At 32.1% G+C, this 26,303-nt stretch carries 7 protein-coding genes; all 7 read left to right on the top strand.

Annotated features, from left to right (window positions below; genetic code table 11):
- The first annotated feature begins 2 nt into the window (after positions 1 to 2).
- The 7 genes from J4863_RS04755 to J4863_RS04725 all read left to right on the top strand — a co-directional run bounded on the left by J4863_RS04755 (position 3) and on the right by J4863_RS04725 (position 26,076).
- Entirely contained in the window at positions 3 to 7,145 is a 7,143-nt protein-coding gene (locus J4863_RS04755) for an autotransporter-associated N-terminal domain-containing protein (RefSeq protein ID WP_211617621.1), read from the top strand.
- Between the two features lie 349 nt (positions 7,146 to 7,494).
- Positions 7,495 to 14,289: an autotransporter-associated N-terminal domain-containing protein gene (locus tag J4863_RS04750; RefSeq protein WP_211617620.1), complete on the top strand. Its 6,795-nt coding sequence runs from the start codon at positions 7,495 to 7,497 to the stop codon at positions 14,287 to 14,289.
- A 536-nt stretch (positions 14,290 to 14,825) separates the two neighbouring features.
- Complete coding sequence (locus J4863_RS04745; protein ID WP_211617618.1) at positions 14,826 to 21,737, top strand: autotransporter-associated N-terminal domain-containing protein; 6,912 nt, start codon at positions 14,826 to 14,828, stop codon at positions 21,735 to 21,737.
- A gap of 317 nt (positions 21,738 to 22,054) precedes the next feature.
- Positions 22,055 to 23,008 (top strand): N-acetylmuramoyl-L-alanine amidase, encoded by a 954-nt coding sequence (locus J4863_RS04740; RefSeq protein ID WP_211617616.1) that lies wholly within the window; start codon positions 22,055 to 22,057, stop codon positions 23,006 to 23,008.
- Positions 23,009 to 23,031: 23 nt separating this feature from the next.
- Positions 23,032 to 24,243, top strand: coding sequence for a pyridoxal phosphate-dependent aminotransferase (locus J4863_RS04735; RefSeq protein ID WP_211617615.1), 1,212 nt, complete (start codon positions 23,032 to 23,034; stop codon positions 24,241 to 24,243).
- Between the two features lie 209 nt (positions 24,244 to 24,452).
- Positions 24,453 to 25,169, top strand: coding sequence for an epoxyqueuosine reductase QueH (locus J4863_RS04730; protein ID WP_211617613.1), 717 nt, complete (start codon positions 24,453 to 24,455; stop codon positions 25,167 to 25,169).
- Between the two features lie 106 nt (positions 25,170 to 25,275).
- Positions 25,276 to 26,076 carry a metallophosphoesterase family protein gene (locus J4863_RS04725; RefSeq protein ID WP_211617611.1) on the top strand — a complete coding sequence of 267 codons (801 nt, stop codon included), beginning with the start codon at positions 25,276 to 25,278 and terminating at the stop codon, positions 26,074 to 26,076.
- The last annotated feature ends 227 nt before the right edge of the window (positions 26,077 to 26,303 follow it).

Raw genomic sequence — 26,303 nt, 5'->3', positions numbered from 1 at the left:
TGATGACGAATAATTTAAGAAAGGTAAAAAAAGACTTAAGGTCGTTTGCAAAGAGGTGTCAAGAGTTTAAATATACTGATTCGGCACTTATTACATTTTTAATAACAGGATTAGTGAATATTTCACAAAATTTATTTTCGGCGGAAATTGATAAACAAATTGAAGGTCAGAAACAAGAGGTTTCTACGTCGATTAAAGATTTTAGTAGTAGGATTTCAGAGGCTAAAAGAGAGAATAATAAATTATTGAAAGATACAAATTTAGAATTAATTCAGTTAATGGAGCAAGGAGATCATGTAGTAAAATCGCCTTGGAGCAGCTGGCAATATGGAATTAATGGATTTTATAACAATTGGGGAGGAACATATAAAGGAAGAGAAGATAAATCAAAAAAATATCCTTATGAAGGAAAATTTGAGAGAAGTGAAAATAAATTCGAGAGAGCGACTTCGCCTTTAAGTTCAAACTATGATTTGTTAAGTAAATCAAGCAATCCAAGATCAGCTACAACAAGTGGAAGATATGGATATGAAAAAGGATATGGAATTTCGAGCACAGAAAAACGTCAAGAACCAGTAGCGAGTTTGAATATTGATGCTTCGATTAAACCTAAAGATGTACATAAAAGTCCTGTTGCTGCACCAAATGTTAATGTAAGTGCACCAGTATTGGCACCTTTGAGTATACCAACAGTAGTTCCGCCTACTTTGACGATTCCTACACCTAATCCACCTGTGGTTAAGGTAAAAATACCTGAAGTTAATGCAAAACCATTTTTAGATTTTTCTTTTACTAATGGTGCAATAAGTAAATGGTATGTTGTAAATACAGTTGATGATCAAGCAAAATATACAGCTAGTCCTACTAGATTTAGTGATGGTGAAAATCATTCTTTTTGGTCAGGATATAATCCAACTACTGGAACATTAGTTCCACAGTCTGGAATAGATGGAACACCTTCAAATATAGGATACATAAATGCAATTAGTTCTAGAGCTGTTACTCCTAGAGATTCAGTTTTGTTTTATTTTGGAAGTCAGTTTTCAGGAGGTAATTCAGATATCAATAAGAGAAAATTTCATATTAAAAATATGAATTTATATCTTGCTGGAGATGTAGGAGCTGCAGGACGGACAGATGGTGGAAAACAAGGAGCTTTAGGAATACATACTGTATGGAATGGAAAATTATCAAATGTTACAGCAAATATGTATGGAAAATCAGCATTTTTATCACTTGAAACATGGTGGACTGGAAAAATAGAATTTGATGAAACTCCAGGAAATGAAGTAAAAGTAAATATAACAAAAGGACATTTAACAGATCCTGGAGCTGGAGATCAGAATACAATATTTTTAATATTTCCAGGAACATATTCTGTAGTACAGAACTGGAGTGCTAGTTTTGGAGTGCCTTTACAACGTGGAGGATTTATAGGTAAAGTTGATGCTGATATAGAAACTAACAAGAATATAGTTTATTCAGTAGTAGGGACTCAAGGATCATTTGAAATAAATAGTAAAGGAAAATATAACATTACGGGAGATGAAAATATAGTTTATTCAGGATTTGGATACGTTCCTAACTGGAACAACTTTGTAGGAAAAGCAGATGTCAATGGAACGATGCCAGGAGGTACTGCAAGAATAAAGGATACAAATCATACTGGAATGACGCCAACTGTAAAACTTACAGAAGCTCCTGTTGTGAACGGGGACAGAAATATATTACTATTATTTAATGACAAGATGCCTGATGCAGAGTCTTCAGGATTATCTGTATGGAATCAACCTAATAATTTAGATTGGAAAAAATCAGTTATTGGAATATATCAAGGACAAATTGATGCAAGAGGAAGAATAGGAACAACAAGTGCTACAACGATTGCTACAAATAATATAGGAATTTATTCTAAATCGGGTCAAAGAGGAGAAGAAATTATAAATGGACAGACTGCAAAGATAAAAACAAAAGAAGATTTAGGAGCTGATGTTCAGATTAATTATGAAAATGATCCAATACATTCTCTACAAATAAATAATATTGATATAACATTTGGTAAAAATTCTAAAGATGGTATAATGATAGCATCTGAAAGAGGAACAGTTATTGATGTAGCAAAATCTACAAATGAACACGGTAAAGCTATAAAAGATACGAGTGGAAATGATATCTCAGGGAAATCAGATTCTACAACAGTAGATATTATGACTACACCTATAAAAGATTATACTTTAGACGGTTCAGCAACTTCACTTGTTGCTTCTGCAGATGATACTAAAAATGAAGTAGCCACTGGAACAATTATTGCATATGCTGAAGGAACATGGAAAAATAGCGACCATGTAATGACATCTAATGAAGCAAAAAGATTCGAAGGAAAAGGAAGTCAAGTAAATCTTGGACAAGATGTTGTGATGAGTGCAAGATATAAAGACGATACTCCTTTAGGATCAACAACAAAAGTGGAATCTTTTCCAATAGCATATGTTGCTAAAAATGGTGGAGAAATAACGGCTGAAAAGACTACAGACGCAAAAGGATTTGGATCAATAATTGCTTATGCAGATAATAGCGCGAAAATTACTTTAGATGGTAAAGTCACAGCTGTAGATGAATGGGCTGCAAGTGATGCTGATACAAAACCATATCTATACAAAAATATTGGTGGATATGCAAAAGCAGGGACAACTACTGGAAGTGGAAGTACTATAACATTTAAAGATGATGTTAAAATTCATGGTATGGGAGGATTTGCTCAAGGGAGCGGTTCGTTAATTAAATTTGAAGGTACTAAAAATGAAATTTATTCTGCAAAAGAAGGTGGTCTTGTAGCTTGGGATGGCGGTAAGATTGACTTTAAAGGTGGAAAAATTGATACTAGAAAAAGAAATTCTACAGATGATTATAGTGGAGTTGTGCCATTTTTAGCTAATACTGGATCGAATATTAATTTTTCAGGGAATACGGAACTTACTATTTCTGATGGAATACTTATGCCTGGAACGGCGGCTGATTATGCGGCTGAAGATTCATCTAATCCTGCAAATGCTGCTGCAACTGCTGGGAAAAAATATACTGGTATGAGTAATATGAAAATTAAAGTTGAAGGAAATGGTGTAATTTTAAGAGTTACAGATGGTGGAACTAGAACTGATAATAAATGGACTGGGCCTACAGGACTTATTGAAAGTGTTGAGGATGACTTGAAGATAAACAGAGGAAACTTGACGATTGGGACTGGTGCTGATTACAAGGTATATTATAAAAATGGAGAATATTCTATACAACGAGATATTGATTTAGATAATGCTCCAATATTTGACAAGATAAAATTTGTTAGAGAAAAAATATTTATTGATCCTGGAATTACAATAAGTTCGACTACTGGTAAGGGTATGATTGTTGGATCTGATGATGGTGCAACTTCAAATACGCAAACGGGATATGTAAATGAAGGAAATGTGGCTATAACAGGTGGTTCTGCTTCTACAATTGCTCTTAGTACAAGTTATGGAGAAATTATAAATAAAAATACAATTACTGTAGATAATGGACTTGGAGCATATGGAGTAAATGGAAGTAAATTATTAAACGATACTAATGGAAATATTACTATTTCAGGAACTGGAGTTGGAATGGCTGCCTTTACATCTGCTAATAAACTTCAAACTTATGGAACAGATGCTAAGATTTCAAATGGATCACTTTCAAATACAGATAAAACGCTTGAAGTTGAAAATAAAGGTGCAATTACTGTAAATGGAAATAATGGTATTGGATTGTATGGAGAATTGAATACTATTACTGGAGCACATCCGAGCATTGAAGTTGGAAAAGCTGGAACAAGTCATGGAAGTATTAGAAATGCTGGAAAAATCGTATTAACTGGAAATAATTCGGTTGGAATCGTGTCGAAAGTTACGCCACCTGCTGGAGCTGCTGATCCTTTACAATTTGGTGGGCCTGAAGTGAAACTTAACGGAACTGGAAGTTCAGATATTGTGACTACTGGAAATGCTGGAATTGGTGTTTATGCGGATAATACGAAGGTTACATTTGAAACAGATTATGGAGTGGAAGTTAAGGATAGAGGAACTGGTATTTTTGTTGAGGGAAATAATCCTTCATTGAATGACAGTAAAAACTTTGAACTAAAATATACTGGAGCACCTACGGCATCTGCGGTTGCATTCTTTATGAATAATAAGTCAACATTACCTGCATCTAGTATGACAAACAAGATGAATATTACTCTTAATGATACAGTTAACAATACAGAAGGTCTTGTTGGAATATTGGCAAAAGGGACTGCAGGAGATATTAACAATCAAGGAAATATTACTGGAAATGCGGGATATGGAATTATTTCTGAAGGTGTAGAAGTTAGAAATAGTGGAAATATCACTTTACCAAATCCGTTGGATGCTACTAGTAAAAAAGCTAGTGTTGGGATTTATGTTAAAAATGGGAACAAAATTACAAATAGCGGAGATATTACTATAGGAAAATATTCTGTTGGAATTTATGGACATCAAGTTGAAAACAGTGGAAATATTAATGTTGGCGATGCGGGAACTGGAATATTCAGTACTGCTGGAAATGTTGACTTGATTGCTGGAACAATAAATGTTGGAACGGATCAGGCTGCAGGAATTTATGTAAATGGAGATAATCAAACTGTAACTGCACATTCTGGAGCAAATATGACGATTGCTGATAATTCGTTTGGAATTATTTCTGAAAAAGGAACAGGTTCTGCTGGAAACAAAATTGTAAGTAACATTGGAAGCATTAATAATCTTGGAAATGACACTGTTTATATTTATTCAAATGACAACAGAGCCGGAGCACAAGTTACAAATAATACAAACTTGACTTCTACAGGTTCTTACAATTATGGTGTTTATTCTGCTGGAGAAGTTGTAAATAACGGAAACATTAATTTTGGTTCAGGATATGGAAATGTGGGAGTTTACAGTACTCTTGGCGGAACTGCTACGAATAATGCTTCGATTACGGTTGGAGAATCGTATTTTGATCCAATTAGTTCATTAAATAATCGTTATGCTATAGGAATGGCTGCTGGATATACTCCGACGGCTGCTGAAATTGCTGCAGGAAAAGTGGGATATACTGGAAATATTGTAAATAATGGTGTTATTAATGTTACAGGAAAAGGAAGTATTGGAATGTACGGAACTGGAGCGGGAACAACGGTTTACAACGGTACTGCTTCAAATCGTAATGCTGTGATAAACTTGAATTCGAGTGAAACTACTGGAATTTACTTGGATAACGGAGCTTACGGATACAATTATGGAACGATTAAATCGAATGGTTCTGGATTGAAAAAAGTTGTCGGAGTTGTAGTAAAAAATGGTTCGACAATTGAAAATCACGGAAATATTGATATTACTGCAGAAGATGCAAGAGGAATTCTATCGAAAGGGAATGCTTCAGGAGCTAATCTTGGAATAGTTAAAAACTATGGAACATTCAATATTAATGGTGTGACAGATTCGACTGATGCGACAGTTATTGGAGTGGATGCTGCGAGTGACTTGACAAAAACAGTATCTGGAATAAAAATTGATGTTCCTAGAGGATCTTCAGTTGGAACAATAACAGTAAATGGAAATCCAGTAATACCTGAATTAGCAACAACATCAGCAGAAGAGTTTCAGCCAATGGAATTATCAAAAATAGGAATGTATATTGACACTTCAAATAAAGTGTACACAAATCCTATTACAGGACTTAGTTCTTTGACAGGATTGAAAAAAGCTGACTTAATTGTGGGAGCTGAAGCTGCTCAAAATACGACTGCAAAATACATTCAAGTGGATTCTAAAATAACTGATCCATACAATGCAACAATTAGAGCTAATCCACAAATTGAAAAATGGAACATTTATTCAGGATCATTAACTTGGATGGCAACAGTCGCACAAAATTCAAATGATGGAACAATAGAAAATGCCTACCTTGCTAAAATACCATATACATACTGGGCAGGAAATGAAGCATCACCTGTAAATCCTACAGATACATACAATTTCTTGGATGGATTAGAACAAAGATATGGTGTAGAAGCACTAGGAAGCAGAGAAAATCAATTATTCCAAAAATTAAATGGAATTGGAAACAACGAAGAAATTTTATTCTATCAAGCAATGGACGAAATGATGGGTCACCAATATGCAAACACTCAAATGAGAATAAATGCAACTGGAAATATGCTTGACAAAGAATTTAGATACTTGAAAAATGAATGGAGAAATCCTTCTAAACAAAACAATAAGGTTAAAATCTTTGGAATGAGAGATCAGTATAAGACTGACACAGCTGGAATTCACGATTACGAAAGCAATGCTTACGGAGTTGCTTATGTTCACGAAGATGAAACAGTTAAGTTAGGGAACTCAAGCGGATGGTATGCTGGAGCAGTAAATAATAGTTTCAAATTCAAAGATATAGGAAAATCAAGAGAAAATCAGACTATGCTAAAAGCTGGTATCTTCAAGACAATGTCGCCGTATACAGATCACAACGGTTCGCTTAGATGGACAGTTGCTGGAGATGTATTCTTAGGTAAAAATGAAATGAAACGTAGATTTTTAGTAGTTGATGATATATTTAATGCTAAGTCAGACTATATGTCTTATGGAGCGGCTTTCAAAACTGATTTAGGTTACGACATTAGAATGAGCGAAAGAACACATTTAAGACCATACGGAGCTTTAAAAATGGAATACGGAAGATTTAGCAACATTAAAGAAGATGATGGAGAAGTTAGATTAGAAGTAAAAGGAAACGACTATTTCTCAGTAAAACCAGAAGTCGGAGTAGAATTTAAATATGTTCAACCAATGGCTGTGAGAACTAACTTATCAGTTGGACTTACTGCTGCTTATGAAAATGAGCTTGGAAAAGTTGGAGATGTTAATAACGAAGCAAGAGTCAGATACACGAATGCTGACTGGTTTGGAATTAGAGGAGAAAAAGAAGATAGACGTGGAAATGGTAAATTTGACTTGAATATTGGTGTTGATAATACTAGATTTGGTGTTACAGTGAATGCTGGATATGATACTAAGGGAAGTAATGTTCGTGGAGGTATTGGATTTAGAGCTATTTATTAATATTTTATAAATACTTTATTAATCTTTTTATGAAATATAGTTTGTATTTTATATGATTAAATGTTGTTCGAAAAAATAAAAAATAGTTTTTTGATTTATTGGCAAGAGGTTTTACCTCTTGCCAATTTAATATTTGGAGTTTGATACTTAAATAAAAAATGAAGATGTTATTAAAAAAAATTATAAAATATTTGAAAAATCATTTTTTTGTGTTATAATACGTAATGTAAGAATAAAACTATTTTAAAATTATATTTGTTGCAAATTTTGAATAAAATAATATAGAAAGATTTTATGAGATTTTTTTCAATAAATATGTCGTTAAAGATAGAAAAAGGAGAGATTGAAGATGACAAATAATCTAAGAAAATTAAAAAAAGATTTATGTTCATTTGCAAAAAAGTGTCGAGAATTTAAGTACACAGATTCTGCATTGATTACATTTTTGATTACAGGAGGAGTAGGTATTTCAAACAACTTATTTTCTTCTGAAGTAGACAAGAGTATTGAAGCTCAAAAGCAAACTATTTCTACTTCGATAAAAGACATTCATAGTCAGTTTACGGAAGCTAGAAAAGAAAATGACAAGCTTTTGAAAAATACAAATTTAGAATTAATTCAGCTAATGGAGCAAGGAGATCATGTAGTAAAATCACCTTGGAGTAGCTGGCAGTATGGGGCTAATGAGTTTACTAATAACTGGAATGGTACATACAAAGGAAGAGGAGATAAAAAAGAAAAATATCCTTATGAAGGAATTTTTGAAAGAAGTAAAGATCCTTTTGAAAGATATACATCAACAATAAGTCCAAGTTATGGCTTATTATCTAAGTCAATTAATCCTTATTCAGCAACAACTAGTGCAAGAAAAACTGGGAAATTTTCATATGGTTTGACAAGTACACTAAGAAAACAAGAACCTTTAACAGAAATGAATGTTGATGCATCAATTAGACCAAAAGAAGTATATAGAGATCCTATAATAGCACCTACTGTAAATATATCAGCACCAGTATTACAAGCATTAAATGTACCTAATTTGCTACCTCCTTCATTGGATATAAAGACACCAGATGCAGTGGAAGCACCTAATAAAGTACCAACTATAAATGCTCAACCAGTTGTATCATTCCAATTTGGAGGACGTAGTTATATACAAGGTGAAAGTACAATGATGAGAGATCTTGTTGACGGAAATAATCAAGTGTTTTGGTCAGGGTGGAATCCAGCAACTAATACTATAGAAGCAAACTCTTCATATCAACTTAATGCTTATGGAGGAACACCTGTATTGAATAATGCAAGAGTACCAAATGTATTTTATTTAAATACAGGAAAAAGACTTCCACATAATCCTAATAGTACATGGCTTTTTAAAGATGCAACAGTGCATGTTGCAGGAAAACAAGGGTGGAATCCAATAGGAACTATTGCTATACATACTGTGTGGAATGGAAAAATAGAAAATGTTCACGGGTATTTACATGGACATAGTACTCTTATATCATCAGAAACTTGGCATTCAGGAAAGGTACAATTAGATAATGTTGATGTAACTGTTACTGGAGAATATAATAGTGTATTTTATGGATATCCATCATCTTATTATTCTTTAGGAATAAATAATGGTGACTACAACTCTTGGCATCAAAGAGGAGAATACAATGGAAGCTTAACTGCTAATATAAATGAAAAAAATAACTATATCTATACAGTTTTAGGTGTCCAAGGAGCTTTTAAAATTAAAAGTACAGGAGATTACAATATAAATTCAGATAGTGACATAGTTTATTTAGGTTTGGGATATTCGCCTAACTGGGAAAATCTTAGAGGAAGTGGAAGTGTTAAAGATCAACCTTATGCAAAAGTTGATGCTGATATGACACCAAGCATACAGTTGTCAAAAACTAATGTTAATGGAAATAAAAATGCGATATTATATTTCGGTAATAGATATGGATCAGCAGCGACACCACACTTTGATGGTAATAGAACACCTGTAGGAAATAATGATAATTGGGCTAAAAGTATAATAGGTATATATCAAGGAGAAATTGATGTTAATGCTAATATAGGAACTTCGTCTATTTCAGTAGGAAATGTGGGAGTTTATTCTAAATCAGGACAAAGAATAGGGATAGTTCCTTCAGAAGATTTAGGAGCACCTAATGCAGCAGCAAGAGCAGCAGTATCTAATTTACATCCTGACTATGATTTAGATAAAGTACATAACCTTGAAATAGGAGCAGCAAAGATTTATTTTGGTAAATATTCAACAGATGGTGTTATGTTTGCTAGTGAAAATGGGACTGTAATGGATATTGGAAAATCTAAAAAAGCCGATAAAAATGCTACAGGTGAAACTGTCTATGTAACTGAAGTAAAAGATGCTGTGTCAGCTCAAACAGAAATAAGAGATGCAGCAACAAATGTTATAAGTTCTTATGATGATACTGCAAATAAGGCAGCAACAGGAACAGTTATAGCTTACTCAACTGGGGTATGGAATAATACTGACATGCCAGGAGGAACAGCTGCTGGTTTAGCTGGAAAAGGAAGTGAAATTAATCTATATAAACCTGTAGTTATGACTGGAAGAGCTAAATTGGATTCTTCCAATAAATTGAATAGATCAGTAGCTCTTATAGGGGATAACAAGGGGATAGTAAATGCTGAAAAAAATGTAACAGCATTAGGATATAGTTCGATAGTAGCATTAGCACAAAATAATGGTATAGTAAATGCTAAGGGAAATATTATTGCAAAAGATGGGGCAGCTGCAACAGATGTTGCAACAAAACCATATCTATACAATAATATAGGAATTTATGCAGGAAAAGATGGAACAGTAAATGTAACAGGAAATGCAGATATCTATGGGATAGGTGCAATGGCATCAGGTGCAAATGCAGTAGCTAATCTAAATGGAAATGCTAATACAATAAAAACTGGGAAGTCAGGAGCATTAGTTGCAACAAATGGAGGAGTAGTTAAATTTGGAGGAGGAACAATAACTCATTCAGAAAATTTTACTGGAGACCATGATTCATCAACTCCATTTACTGCGGATAGTAGTTCTCATATTAATTTTACAGGAACTACAACATTAAATATATCACATGGTATATTAATCCCTGGAACAAAAGTTGATTATGCAGCAGCAACAGGAACAACAGCAAAATATAATGGAATGTCTAATGTTACTGTAAATCTTACAGGAGATAATGTAGTTTTAGCTTCAAATGATGGAATACATAAAATATGGGATGGAACAACAATAGCCAATTTAGTTAAAAATACTATGAAAGTATCTGCTTTTAATGAAAATGGACATCAGTATAAGATTTATTATATTAATGGACAATTTGATATAGATACAGATATTAATGTAGGTAGTGCATCAGATGACTTTAATAAAGTGGGATTGTCAAGAGAAGTCGTTACAATAAATTCTGGAAAAACTGTTAGCTCGACAGTAGGAAAAGGATTAGCAATAGGATCAAATGATAAATCTAATGCTGACGGAGATAATAGTAAAACTCAATTTATAAATAATGGAACTGTTAATATAACAGGTGGAAGTTTAGCAACAGGAACAATAGGTCTTAATATTAGCTATGGACAAATACATAATAAAAATATTATTAATGTTGCTGATGGAGTAGGTGCTTATGGAATCAATGGAAGTACATTGACAAATGATACGACAGGTAAAATTAACATTACTACTCAAGGTGTTGGAATGGCTGCGTTTACATCAGCGGGAACATTACAAACTTATGGAACAGATAAAAAGATTAGTGATAGTACATTGCCCTCTTTTGATAAAACTTTTGAAATAACAAATAAAGGTCAAATAACAGTTAATGGAAATAAATCAGTTGGATTATATGGAAGTACAAATGGAACATCTCCTTTATTAAGTGCTTCAAATGGAGTTATAACTAATAGTGGTAAATTGACTTTAACAGGAGATGAAACTGTAGGTATTGTTTCTAAAAAAGCAACAGTTACTTTAAGTGGAACAGGAAGTTCAGATATAATAGTAGGTAAAAAAGGTATAGGAGTTTACGCTGAAAAATCACCTGTAACTATTAATTCTAACTATGGAATAGAAATTAAAGATGGAGGAACAGGAATATTTATTAAAAATGATGGAAGTACTTTATCATCTGCTTCAAATGAACTTGAATTAAAATATAGTGGCTCAAATACTGGAACAGGAGTTGGCTTATATTATGAAGGAAGAACAGGAGCTAATATTACGAATGGAACAAATGTAAAATTAGTAGATATTGTTGGAACAAATGCTGGTCTTGTAGGACTTTATACTGTTGGTGGTGGAAAATTAACTAACACTGCAAGAATTACAGGAGATAAAGGTTATGGAATAATAACAAATGGAACTGAAATTATAAATACTGGGACAGTAACACTAACAAGCCCATTAACTTCATCAAAACCTAGCGTGGGAATTCTTACACAATCAGGAGATGACATTACAAATACTGGAATAATAAGTGTTGGAGATAATTCTGTTGGAATTTATGGAAAAAGAGTACTAAATAAAGGAACAATAACTGTTGGTAATGATGGAACAGGAATATATAGTGAAGGTGGAAATGTTGATTTAGATACAACGAGTCAAATTAATGTTGGAACTGACAAAGCTGTTGGAGTTTTCACAAAAGGTAATGGACAAATAGTAACTGCGAGATCAGGAAGTACTATGACAATTGGTGATAGTTCATTCGGTTTCTTGAATGAAGGAACAGGAAATACTATAAATAGTAACGCTGCAAGTCAGATATTAGGAAATGATGTAACCTATATTTATTCAAGAGATACAACAGGAGCTGTAAATAATAATACTGCATTAACATCAACAGGTTCATATAATTATGGACTATATTCAGCAGGAACAGTTACAAATAATGCTGATATAAACTTTGGAACTGGAGTAGGAAATGTGGGTATTTATAGTACATATGGAGGAACTGCAACAAATATGACTGGAAAAACAGTAACAGTAGGAGCTTCTTATATAGATCCTAATAACTCATTAAATAATAGATATGCAGTAGGTATGGCAGCTGGATTTAATGGAGATGGTATTCCTACAAAAGCATATACAGGAAATGTAGTTAATGAGGGAACTATTAATGTTACTGGACCATATAGTATAGGTATGTATGGAACAGAAGCTGGGACTAAAGTATATAATGGTACATCAGCAGGTTCAACAGCAACAATTAATTTAGGTGCAGATAATACTACTGGAATTTATTTAGATAATGGAGCCTATGGATATAACTATGGTACTATCAAATCAGTAGGTTCTGGTTTAAAGAAAGTAGTTGGAGTAGTAGTTAAAAATGGTTCTACAATAGAAAACCATGGAAGAATAGAAATTACAGCAGAAGATGCAGTTGGAATTTTATCTAAGGGAAATGCAGCTGGGGCAAATCCTGGAATAATTAAAAACTATGGAACTTTCAATATTAATGGAAATACAGATCCCAACGATACTTCAGTTATAAAGATATCTTCTGGAGGACAAAATTTAGGTAAAACTGTAGGAAATGTTACAATAGACGTTCCAGCTGGTTCAACAATTGGAACTATAACAATAAATGGGAATATAGTTGCTCCAGTATTGGCGACAACAAGTGCTGAAGAATATAAAGATATGGAATTGTCAAAAATTGGTATGTATATAGATACATCTAATAAAAGATTTACAAATCCTATTAATGGTTTAAGTGCATTAAATGGTTTAACAACAGCTGATTTAATAATAGGTAATGAAGCTACAAAAAATACTACAAGTAAAGCTATACAAGTTGATCAAAAAATATTGGCTCCATACAATACCATGATAAAGCAAAATCCGCAAATTAAAAAATGGAATATTTATTCAGGTGCATTAACTTGGATGGCAACAGTTGCACAAAATCAAACTGATGGAACAATAGAAAATGCTTATCTTGCTAAAATACCATATACATACTGGGCAGGAAATGAGGCATCGCCTGTAAATCCTACAGATACATACAATTTCTTGGATGGATTGGAACAAAGATACGGTGTTGAAGCATTAGGAAGTAGAGAAAATCAATTATTCCAAAAATTAAATGAAATTGGAAACAACGAAGAAATTCTATTCTATCAAGCAACAGATGAAATGATGGGACATCAATACGGTAATGTTCAACAAAGAGTTAATGAAACAGGAAGTTTATTGGATAAAGAATTTAAATATTTACGTAATGATTGGAGAAACCCATCAAAAGATAACAATAAAATCAAAGTATTTGGTATGAGAAATGAATATAATACTGATACAGCAGGAATAATTGATTATACAAGTGATGCTTACGGAGTTGCTTATGTTCATGAAAATGAAACAGTTAAGTTAGGAAACTCAAGTGGATGGTATGCTGGAGCTGTAAATAATAACTTCAAATTCAAAGATATTGGAAAATCAAGAGAAAATCAAACTATGTTAAAAGCTGGAATTTTCAAAACAATGTCGCCGTATACAGATCATAACGGTTCGCTTAGATGGACAGTTGCTGGAGATGTATTCTTGGGTAAAAATGAAATGAAACGTAGATTTTTAGTAGTCGATGATATATTTAGTGCTAAATCAGACTATACGTCTTACGGAGCGGCTTTCAAAACTGATTTAGGTTATGACATAAGAATGAGCGAAAGAACACATTTAAGACCATACGGAGCTTTGAAAATGGAATATGGAAGATTTAGCAACATCAAAGAAGATGATGGAGAAGTTAGATTAGAAGTAAAAGGAAACGACTATTTCTCAGTAAAACCAGAAGTTGGAGTAGAATTTAAATATGTTCAACCAATGGCTGTGAGAACTAACTTATCGGTTGGACTTACTGCCGCTTATGAAAATGAGCTTGGAAAAGTTGGAGATGTCAATAATGAAGCGAGAGTTAGATACACTAATGCTGACTGGTTTGGAATTAGAGGAGAAAAAGAAGACAGACGTGGAAATGGTAAATTTGACTTGAATATCGGCGTTGACAATACTAGATTTGGTGTTACAGTAAATGCTGGATATGATACTAAAGGAAATAATGTTCGTGGAGGTATTGGATTTAGAGCAATTTACTAAAATTTTTAAAATAAAAGAAAGAGCAGTGAAATTTAAATTTTGCTGTTCTTTTTTTGAAAGTATAAAAATTTTTGTGTAAATAGAATAGCAAAGTACTGAATTTACTAGATTTTCTATTACTTTACACAAAATTCTGGACACTCTCATTTTTTTATAAAGAAACTTAAAATTGAACTCAAAAAACTATGACTATTTTATTCAACTCCCAAATTTATACAATTTTAGTAGTTTAATTTTAAATAGGTTCGAGTATAAAACTACTTTAAAACTAAACTTAAAAGTTCTAGCTATTTATTCAAAATCTAAATTTATACGAATTTAGTAATTTGATTTTAAATAAGTTCAAGCATATATTTTTGAACTTACGAAAAAAACTTAAAATTTCCTTTTGAAAAAATTTTTTTCTATGTTATAATAGTAATAATAGCAACAAATACAGTTATTTCAATTTTTTAGTAGTAAAAATTGGATAAAAATAAATAAAAAAGGAAAGACATAAGTCATTTAATAAAAATATTAAAAGGAGAGAATTGGAAATGACGAATAATTTAAGAAAAATAAAAAAAGATCTATGTTCATTTGCAAAAAGATGTCAAGATTTTAGGTACACTGATTCAGCACTTATAACATTTTTACTGACGGGAACAGTAAACATTTCAAATAATTTATTTTCTGCTGAGTCAAATACAAATCTTGAAAGTCAAAAACAAGTAATTTCTACATCAATTAAAGACATACATCAAAAAGTTCAAGAAACTCGAAAAGAAAATGACAAACTTTTGAAAAAGATAAATTTAGAATTAATTCAACTTATGGAACAGGGGGATCATGTTGTAAAATCTCCTTGGAGCAATTGGCAATTTGGAGTTAATGGATTTTCTAGTAACTGGGGTGGAACTTTTAAAGGAAAAGGAGATAAATCTGAAAAGTATTCTTACGAAGGCATTTATGAAAGAAGTAACAATCTATTCGAGAGAAATGTTTCGACATTGAGTAAAAATTATGGAAATTTGGCGTTAAGTAGAAATAGAAGAATGGCTTCATCAAATGAAAGAACAGGACTTCAATCAACTTATGGCCTTATGAGTAATACAAGGGCACAGGAACCAATTTTGGAAATAAATGTTGACGCTTCAATAAAACCTAAGACTATACAGATAGAAATTCCGGATTTAGGAATAAGAGCACCTCAGTTACAGGTTATGACAGTTAATGGAATAGAAATACCGGCAATAAAAGTTCCTACACCAAATACTCCTACTAAAACAGTCAGCATTGCAAAACCTAATGCAGAACCATTTACAGGATATTATTTTGATGGAACATGGAGCCATAGAGAGTTAAGAGATAATATTTCTATTTATTCGGGAATAGATCCTACTTCTTTAATAGGAAATATAAATAATACTAATCCTACTCCAGCAGCAATGACAGGTTCATATAATGGTAGACAACTTGAAGGAACACGTATAATAAATGAAGATAATAGATATACTAATACTTACTATCTAAATAGCCAAGTTAATATAGATAAAATTGCTAATAATACTTTTTATTTGAGAGGACATTACCCTACAGATACTTATAATGATAGTAATACTAGAGCACATTTAGGAATATCTAATAATGCTCAAAGAGTATATAATGATGGGCATGGAAATGGTATTCCAGATGAAGGTGTTGTTGGTGTTCATGCATTGGGAGATTTAAATATTAAAAATATAGTATTTAACCTATATGGAAGAGCAGGAGCAGTAACTAATGAAACTTGGAGACATGGGATACTAGATTTCGATAACGTAACTGTAAATATGTATAATAGTGATAATATGGGATTCTATAATATGCCAGTTGCTAGATATACATATAAATATGGGAAAAATGTTGGTGGTATTGGAAGAGAATGGCGTGTTTTAGCTGGAGGATTTTCTGGAAAAGCTAATGTAAATATGTATGGAAGAAATAACTCTGTTTATCTAACAACAGGATTGTCATATATGAAACATTGGCAAAATGAAGGGCTTATCCAATCAGATGGAGCTTCAAATATAGTATATTCAAGTTTTTCTTATGCTCCAACTTTATCAAAACTTGTAAATCCAGCAGGAGCAGGATACCTTCACAATACAAATATGATAAGATTATCAAATGTTAAACTATATGGTGATGAAAATATAGGTATGTATTTTGGTAGTAGAATAAAAGGAGATATAGCCAAAGTACATATGGAAGCTCCAAATGAAATAGAAAGTCTATATGGATACAACAATAAGGCGGCACATATAGGATTATATCAAGGAGAAATAGATTTTTCTGCAAAAGTTGGAGAAAAATTAACAATAGACAACCAGAATCAGCAAACAGCAGAAGGAAATTTAACAAATACAGGCTATACTGATAAAACAGTTGACGGAGCTGTTGGAATTTTCTCAGAAAGTGGTCAAAGAGTTGGAATAGTTGCAAGAGGGGATGTAATGGAAGGTCCTACACCAACTGCAACAGAAATCCAAGCTCATAGAACAGATCCTAATTGGGATAGATGGTTTTGGCATAAATGGAATAGTGCAACACAGCAAATAGAAATAGATAAGACAGGCTATGGTGCTGGTTTTTATTATGCGGCAAGTAATGATTTTTCAAAAGACCCTATACACAATCTGGAAGTTGCTAAATTAGACATTAGATTTGGAAAATATTCAAAGAATGGAATTATGGTCTTGGCAAAACAAGGGACAGTAATTGATGTAGGTAAAAATACTTCTAATTACCATATTATAGGACAAAGTTCAGATATAACTGATGGTATCAATGGAGCAAATACTCTTGAAGCAGATGCTTCAACAGGGACTATAGTGGCCTATGCGGAAGGAACTTGGGATCAGTTAAAACATAGATATGGAAGTGAAGACGCAAGAATAGCCCAAAATGATGCTGATGCTGTAGCTATAAATAATGGTGGAGCTAGAAAAGCACTGACAGATGCAACTGCTACAACAGCAGCCAAATTACAGGGACTACCTTCTGAAGTAAATGTCTCTCCTAATGTAGTACTGGCTTCGAAAGAAGGAATAGCCTATATGGGTGATAATAAAGGGGTTGTAAATGCAGGAACATCAGCAAATACTACAACTACAACAGCAGTAAACTACAAATCAATAATAGGATTTGCAAGAGATGAAGGTGTAGTTAATATTCATGGAGATATTGAAGCAATAGACAAAAATGCTACTCAGAACAAGTTTGAGAATATTGCAGGACTGGCTACAAAAACAGTAGCAGGAACAGCAGGTGGAACTGTTAATATAGAAGATGGAAGTATTAAAATAAGCGGTATGGCAGGATTTGCCTCTGGAACCGGTTCAGTTGTAAATGTTAACAATGGTACGGCTAATAAGATTCAAACTGGAGAAAATGGAGCATTGGCGGCAGTTGATGGAGGAAAAGTTAACTTTAGCGGAGGAACAATTTATCACGAAGATAAAGCAACGAGTTCAGATGTAGTAACTGCTGGAACGGCAACTGTCAACCATGCAAAATCTACACCATTTTATGCTGACGATTCTTCAAAAATTGAATTTAAAGGTGCAACTACAATAAATATGGCAGACGGAATACTAATGCCAGGAACAGATGCAACTAACTATGACGGTGGGAATACTTCGGCCACAGCTAAATATCTTGGAATGAATAATGTAACAGTAAATTTGACAGGAGATAACGTTGTACTTCGTACATATAATGGAGTAACAACTAACTGGACATCTGGAACAACAGGAACAACAAGTATAAAAAATGATATGCAGCTTGCTGATTTGCATACAAATAACCACGATTACAAAATATACTACATAGACGGTATATTCAATCTGAATAATAATCAGGATTTAGATGATAATACTGATGAATTTAACACAAAAATAAGACTTTCAAATGAAAAATTTACAATAGCAAGTGGAGTTACTGTAAGTTCTGCAACAGGAAAAGGGTTATCAATGGCTTCGCATGACGGTGTTGCAACAAATGCAACAACTGGATATACTAATAATGGAACTGTTAACATAACAGGAGGAACTCCATCAAGTACGACAGCATTATCCACAAGTTTCGGTTATGTAGACAACAATAGTACGATAAATGTTGATAAAGGAATAGGAGTTTACGGAGTAAATGGAAGTACCCTTACAAATAATGCTAATGTAAATATAACTTTAAATGGAATAGGTATGGCAGGGTTTGCTTCTGCTTCAGCATTGAAATCTTATGGAACGGATGCTAAAATTTCAAATGGTACATTGACAACAGCTGATAAAGTTTTAGAAATAACTAATAACGGTACTGTAACAGTTGCAGGGGACAGTTCAATCGGATTGTATGGAAATACAAATGACCTTGCAGGAACAGGACTGCTGACAACAGAAAATGGAGTTATTACAAATAATGGAAAAATAGTAATGACAGGAGATAAAGCTGTCGGAATTGTGTCAGAGGGAGCTGGAAATATCATTAATCTTGGAGGAACAGGAAGTTCAGATATTACAGTGGGAACTAACGGAATAGGAGTTTATGCAAGTGGAACTCAAAGTAAAGTGAATTTTACTTCAAATACTGGAGTGGAAATCAAGGATAAAGGTGCAGGAATTTATGTTGCCAACGGTTCTGTCATAAATCCAAATGGCCACACTTTTGAAATAAAATATACAGGTTCAGCAAATGAATCTGGAACAGGTATCCTATATGACAGCACAGCTACAAATACAACAGATGTGGATATAGTAAATACTAGCAGTGATAAAGGGATAGTTGGAATTTATACAACAGGAGGAAGTCTTACAAATACAGGAACAATAACAGATAGAAGTGGAAAAGCCTATGGAATTTATTCTGATGGTGCAAATGTTATCAACAGTGGAACATTGACTATGGGAGACAAAGGTAAGGGAGTACTCAGTACAGGTGGAGATGTAACTCTTACAGGAACTTCTGTAATTACGGTGGGAGGAAACGAAGCTATCGGTGTTTATACAAGAGGAACAGGTAATCTGATAAAAGCTGATGCAGGTTCTCAAATGACAATCGGTAACGGTTCGTATGGATTTATTAATGAAGGAACTGGAAATACAGTGATAAGTAATGCCACTGTTTCAAATGTTGGAGATAACACTGTTTTCATATTCTCAAAAGATGCGGCAGGAACTGTAATAAATAACAGCCAGTTAACTTCAACAGGTTCAAAAAACTACGGGCTTTATTCAGCAGGAACTGTAATAAATAATGCTAATATTAACTATGGTTCGGGAGTAGGAAATGTTGGAATTTACAGTATAAATGGCGGAACTGCTTCAAACAGCAGCGGTGCATCAATAACAGTAGGAGCTTCAAGTGTTGGAAATCCTAATCCGTCAGATAATTACTATGCTATAGGAATGGCGGCAGGATATTATGGAGATGCTTCATCACCAGCTTATACAGGAAATATTTTAAATTCAGGAACAATTAATGTAACTGGAGAAAACAGTATTGGAATGTATGGAACAGAAAGCGGAACAACAGTAACAAATAATGGAATTATTAACCTTAGTGCAAGTAACACGGTAGGAATGTATCTTGATAATGGAGCTTACGGAATAAATAACGGAACTATCCAGTCAAGTGGTTCAGGATTAAAAAGAATCGTAGGAGTAGTAGTTAAAAATGGTTCAACAATAGAAAATAATGGAACTATTCAAATTAATGCAGAAGAAGCGGTAGGATTGGCAGCTAAAGGAAATGCAGCAGGTAGAAATATAGGAATAATTAAAAACTATGGAACATTGAATATAACAGGAGTTGGAGCTAGAGATAAAGTAATTCCAAGTGAAGGACAGGCTTTAGGTAAAGATATGGGTGGTGTAAAAATACATGCACCGGTAGGAGCATCTACAGCTACAATAAGTGTTAATGGAACTCCGGTAATTCCTGAATTAGCTACAAGTTCAGCAGAAGAGTATAAAGAAATGGAAGTTTCAACAATTGGAATGTACATAGATACTTCAAATAGAAGATTTACAAGACCTATAACAGGATTAAGCGAGTTAAGTTCATTGAGAAAGGCTGATTTAATTATAGGAAATGAGGCTGCTCAAAATACAACAGGTAAATATATTCAAGTAAGTCCTCAAATACTTGCACCATATAATCAGATGATTTTAACTAATCCTCAAATAGAAAAGTGGAGTATTTATTCCGGTTCATTGACTTGGATGGCGAGTGTTGCACAAAATCAGACAGACGGAACAATACAAAATGCCTATATGGCAAAAATTCCATATACAGAATGGGCAGGAGCAGATGAAACACCTGTAAATAAAACAGACACGTATAACTTTGCAGATGGACTGGAACAGAGATATGGAGTGGAAGCACTTGGAAGCAGAGAAAATCAATTATTCCAAAAATTAAACAGCATTGGAAATAATGAGGAAGTACTTCTTTATCAAGCCTTTGATGAAATGATGGGACATCAATATTCAAACGTTCAGCAAAGAATCAATGAAACAGGAGGACTTCTAGATAAGGAATTTAAACATTTGCGTAACGAATGGAGAACTCCTACAAAAGACAATAACAAAATCAAAGTATTTGGTATGAAAAATGAATACAAAACAGATACAGCAGGAATAATAGATTATACAAGTGATGCTTACGGAGTAGCTTATGTTCATGAAAATGAAGCAATAAAACTTGGAAACAGCTCAGGATGGTATGCCGGAGCAGTGACAAACAGATTCAAGTTTAAGGATATAGGAAAATCAAAAGAAAATCAGACAATGTTAAAGGCAGGAATCTTCAAGACAATGTCACCAATGACAGACCATAACGGTTCATTAAGATGGACAGTTGCAGGAGATGTATTTGTTGGAAGAAATGAAATGAAACGTAAATTCCTGGTGGTAGATGAAGTATTTAATGCTAAATCAGATTATACGTCATATGGAGCGGCATTTAAGACAGATTTAGGCTATGACATAAGAATGAGTGAAAGAACACATTTAAGACCTTACGGATCATTGAAGCTGGAATATGGAAGATTTAATGACATAAGGGAGAATGAGGGAGAAATAAGGCTAGAGGTTGAAGGAAATGACTACTTCTCGGTAAAACCTGAAGTTGGATTAGAATTTAAATATGTTCAACCAATGGCTGTGAGAACAAACTTATCAGTTGGACTTACTGTCGCTTATGAAAATGAGCTTGGAAAAGTTGGAGATGTCAATAATGAAGCAAGAGTTAGATATACAAATGCTGACTGGTTTGGAATTAGAGGAGAAAAAGAGGATAGACGTGGAAATGGTAAATTTGACTTGAATATCGGAGTTGATAATACTAGATTTGGTGTTACAGTAAATGCTGGATACGATACTAAGGGAAGTAATGTTCGTGGAGGTATTGGATTTAGAGCAATTTATTAATTATAACCAGAAATTCAAATACTCTACTAAAAAAATATTTTATAGATAAGTATTTTTATTTTATAAGAAAAGAATACTCTATCAAATAAATATCTTTTATAAGTATTTAAATTTCAAAAAAAAGAGCAGTAGAGCTTAGGTTTTACTGTTCTTTTTTGATTTGAAATGATAAATAAGTATATATTAGATAAAATTCAATTTAAAATAAAAAATTTTATACTTTTGAAATTTTTTTTTTTATGATATAATAAAGTATAAAATTATAAATATGATTATAAAAAAACTGATAAAAATAAAATTATAGGAGGAAAATAGTAATGAAAAAAAATAGATTATTTTTATTATTTGCGACATTGGTTATATCGAGCTTTTCTTATGCGAATAACAGAGATGTCTCGACAGACGTTAAAAAACCAGTTGAAATTATAACAGATAATGGTGGATACAACAATGGAAGTAATGACAACAATAACAAAGGAGGAACAACGATTCCAACTAATCCAAACAGAAGATCTGAAACAATTTCAAATTCAGCTGGAACAATTAGAATCGATACTTCATATACTTCACAAGGTCAAGATTATAGACAAAAATTCATAATCTTACACTACACATCAGGAAATAGAGATTCGTCATTAAAAACTTTGACAAAAAATGAAGTAAGTGCGCATTACATGGTTTCAGACAATAAATCAGAACCAATTTATTCATTAGTAGATGAAAATAAGAGAGCCTGGCATGCTGGAGTTAGTGACTGGAAAGGAAGAAACAATTTAAATGACACTTCAGTTGGAATTGAAATTGTAAATGGTGGAGATGTCAGTGGAACATTTGTGCCATATAAAGATTTTCAAATAAAGGAAGTTGCTGTTTTAGTTAAATATTTAGCTGATAAATACGAAATTCCTGCAACGAATATTTTAGGACATTCAGACATTGCGCCACAAAGAAAATCTGATCCAGGTCCATTATTCCCTTGGAAAGAATTATATACAAAATATAATATTGGAATGTGGTATGATAACGATACAAAAAATAATTATGAAAGAGAATATTCGACTAAATTGAGTATGATACCTGTTGCTGAAATTCAAAGAGAATTAAATAAATTTGGATATGGTATAAGTATAACTGGAACTTGGGACAAACAGACTAAAAATGTAATAAAGGTATTCCAACACCATTTTAGACCATCAAATTATAGTGGAGAAATGGACGTTGAAACTTTTGCTATTTTAAAAGCATTAAATGAAAAATATAATAAAAAATAGATTTATAAAAGAAAGGGATGAGTATGAAAAATTTTTCAGATAGAGTACTGAATATGCAGTATTCACCAATAAGAAAATTAGTTCCTTATATTGACGAAGCTAAAAGGAACGGAGTAAAAGTGTATCAATTACATATTGGGCAACCTGATGTAGAAACGCCAGATACATTTTTTGAAGGATTGAATAACTATAAAGAAAAAATTGTTAAATATACAAATTCAGCAGGAATAATGGAGCTTAGAGAATCATTTTCAAAATCTTATGCGAAAGATGATATTAATCTTTTGCCTGAAGAAATTTTAATTACTCAAGGAGGAAGTGAGGCAATTCAAATTACGCTTCAAACTCTATGTAATCCTGGAGATGAGGTTTTAGTGCCTGAGCCATATTATACAAATTATGATAGTTTTTTGAGAATTGCTGATGCAACATTAGTCCCAATTGAAACTTCGATTGAAGATCATTATCATTTGCCATCAAGAGAAGAAATTGAGAAATTAATTACTCCAAAAACTAAGGCAATAATGTTTTCTAACCCAAGTAATCCAACAGGGATTGTTTTTAGACCAGAAGAAATGGAATTAATAAAAGAAATTGCGATAAAACATGACTTATACATTGTTACAGATGAAGTTTATAGACAATTTATTTATGATGAAAAAATTGCAAAAACTTATCAATCGTTTATGTCAATTCCAGAAATTGAAGATAGAGTAATTCTTGTGGATAGTATTTCTAAACATTATAGTGCGACTGGAGCTAGAATTGGTGTTATTGCCTCTAAAAACAAAGATTTTATGGCACAAGCATTAAAATTTTGTCAAGCAAGATTATCAGTTTCGACAATTGAGCAATATGCAAGTGCAAACTTGATAAATACTTTAGAAACTTACATTGACAATACAAAATTGGAATATAAAGTTAGAAGAGATATGATTTACAACAATATTCAAAAAATTCCTGGAGTTGTAACGTATAAGCCAAGTAGTGCTTTGTATTTGATCGCAGAATTGCCAGTAGATGATATTGAAAAGTTCGCAATTTGGTTATTGACAGAATTTAGATATAAAAATCAAACATTGTCATTTGCACCAGGGCCTGGATTTTACAAAACACCTGGAAAAGGGACAAAAGAAGCTAGATTCTCATTCTGTACACATAATTTAATTGAAATTGAAAATGGAATGAAAGTATTGAAAAAAGCGTTGGAAGAATATAACAAAATAAACAAATAGATTTCTTTAGACTTGTTTAGTAATTCAAAATTAGTTTTGCAATTATTTGAGCAAGTCTAATTTTTTATAAATCAAAAGTTTAAAAAATTTTGAGTATATAATTTTGTAGAAACAAACAATTTATAATTAAAAAATAATTAAATATAATTCAACTTTTTAAACAAAATATAATAAAAACTAGCAGAAATAAAGAGGAGAAAACAATTTTTATGGAAAATAAAGAAAATTTTATTGAAAAAGATATAAAAAATGCAAAAGAAATTTTAGAGAGAATGAATCCAAATCAAAAAATCAATTACCATACAATTTTGACAAAATTAATTTCAGATTGGAAAAGCAAAAATATTCGTCCGAAAATAATGATTCATAGCTGTTGTGCACCTTGTAGCACGTATACTTTGGAGTTTCTTACACAATATGCTGATGTGACAGTGTTATTCGCAAATAATAATATTCATCCTAAAGCTGAATATGAGAAAAGAGCCTTAGTACAAGAGGAATTTATAAATAAATTTAATGAAAGAACAGGAAATAAAGTCGGATTTATTGAGGATGAGTACAAACCAGCTGACTTTTATCGAGCTGTGAAAGGATTAGAGAACGAAAAAGAAGGTGGAGAAAGATGTACTGTTTGCTTTCAAATGAGATTAGACATTGTTGCAAAAAAGGCCCAGGAGTTAGGATTTGATTATTTTGGAAGTGCATTAACATTAAGTCCTCATAAAAATAGCCAATTAATAAACACTCTTGGATTAGAAATTCAAGAAATTTTTGATGTAAATTATTTGCCATCAGATTTTAAGAAAAATAATGGTTACAAGCGTTCAGTCGATATGTGTGCAGAATATGATGTTTATCGTCAATGTTATTGTGGATGTATTTTTGCAGCATTGGATCAGGGTATTGATTTGAATGAGTATAAGTAAAGTTTTGATAAATAAATTATAAAAATCTTTTATTTGAGGTATAATATTAACAAAGCTTAAATTATAAATAAAAATTAATTTGAATAATTTGGAAGATGATGAAAAAATGGAACTAAATATAAGAAAAATTAAAGAAGATGATTATCAAAAAATTTTTGTTTTGACAGATATTCATGGAAGATTTGATTTATTTGAAAAACTAATAGGAAAAATAGATTTGAAAAAAGAAGATTTACTACTGATTCTTGGAGATAGCTGTGATAGAGGGAAATTTTCTTTTGAGTTATATAATTGGTATGAAGAAATGATTCAAAAAGGTTACAATATTATTCACTTAATGGGAAATCACGAAAATATGCTTTTTGAATCAATAAGTGATGAAAATTCTCGTTTAAATTGGTTATATAATGGTGGAAATGTTACTGTAAAATCTTTTTTTGAACATCAAATAGAAGAAAAAACAATAGATGAATATTGGAAAAATAATAAATTCTATGAAGAAAAATGGTTATTTAATTTTATTGAAAAAATGCCACATATCATTGAGAGTGAAAATCATTTATTTGTTCATGCAGGAATTGATTTTTCTAAAAATTTGGAAGATCAAGAAATTAAATATTTGTTATGGACTCGAGATGATTGGTATAAAAAAAATAATACAGGAAAAATCGTATATTATGGTCATACTCCACAAAAAGATATTAGCATTAAAAATAATTGTATAAATTTAGATTCAGGATGTTTTTTTACTGATGTTTTAAGATGTGTTGAGTTAAAGGAAAAAAAATTATTTGTTTTAAAAAAAGGTAGAATTAAAGTAAAAAATTATAAAGTTTATAAAATAAAAAAAGACTGGAAAAATAAAATTTTTAATTTAATAAATAAAAGAAATACCCCGAAGAGTTGAGGTGTGTAGAAGTGAAATATTAAAACCTACTTAGTTAATAATCTGTAAACAATATACAAAATAACTAATAAAGTAATAATATTATCCATTACCACTATCTCTTTTACAAAAATATAGTGGCTTTGGGGAAGCCAAAATTGTTGTATTAAAAAAGACTAGAAAAATCTAGCCTTTATCCCAAAATTTCTATATTTTTATAAAGTTCCCTAACGGGTATTTACAAATTA

The organism is Leptotrichia sp. oral taxon 221, assembly GCF_018128245.1.
Classification (GTDB): Bacteria; Fusobacteriota; Fusobacteriia; order Fusobacteriales; family Leptotrichiaceae; genus JABCPH02.
This window is presented reverse-complemented; position numbering and strand designations above follow the sequence as displayed.

Excerpts from the sequence above, each read along its gene's own strand:
- J4863_RS04755 (WP_211617621.1), top strand. The coding sequence starts at position 3 with ATGACGAATAATTTAAGAAAGGTAAAAAAAGACTTAAGGTCGTTTGCA.
- J4863_RS04750 (WP_211617620.1), top strand. The coding sequence starts at position 7,495 with ATGACAAATAATCTAAGAAAATTAAAAAAAGATTTATGTTCATTTGCA.
- J4863_RS04740 (WP_211617616.1), top strand. The coding sequence starts at position 22,055 with ATGAAAAAAAATAGATTATTTTTATTATTTGCGACATTGGTTATATCG.
- J4863_RS04745 (WP_211617618.1), top strand. The coding sequence starts at position 14,826 with ATGACGAATAATTTAAGAAAAATAAAAAAAGATCTATGTTCATTTGCA.
- J4863_RS04730 (WP_211617613.1), top strand. The coding sequence starts at position 24,453 with ATGGAAAATAAAGAAAATTTTATTGAAAAAGATATAAAAAATGCAAAA.
- J4863_RS04725 (WP_211617611.1), top strand. The coding sequence starts at position 25,276 with ATGGAACTAAATATAAGAAAAATTAAAGAAGATGATTATCAAAAAATT.
- J4863_RS04735 (WP_211617615.1), top strand. The coding sequence starts at position 23,032 with ATGAAAAATTTTTCAGATAGAGTACTGAATATGCAGTATTCACCAATA.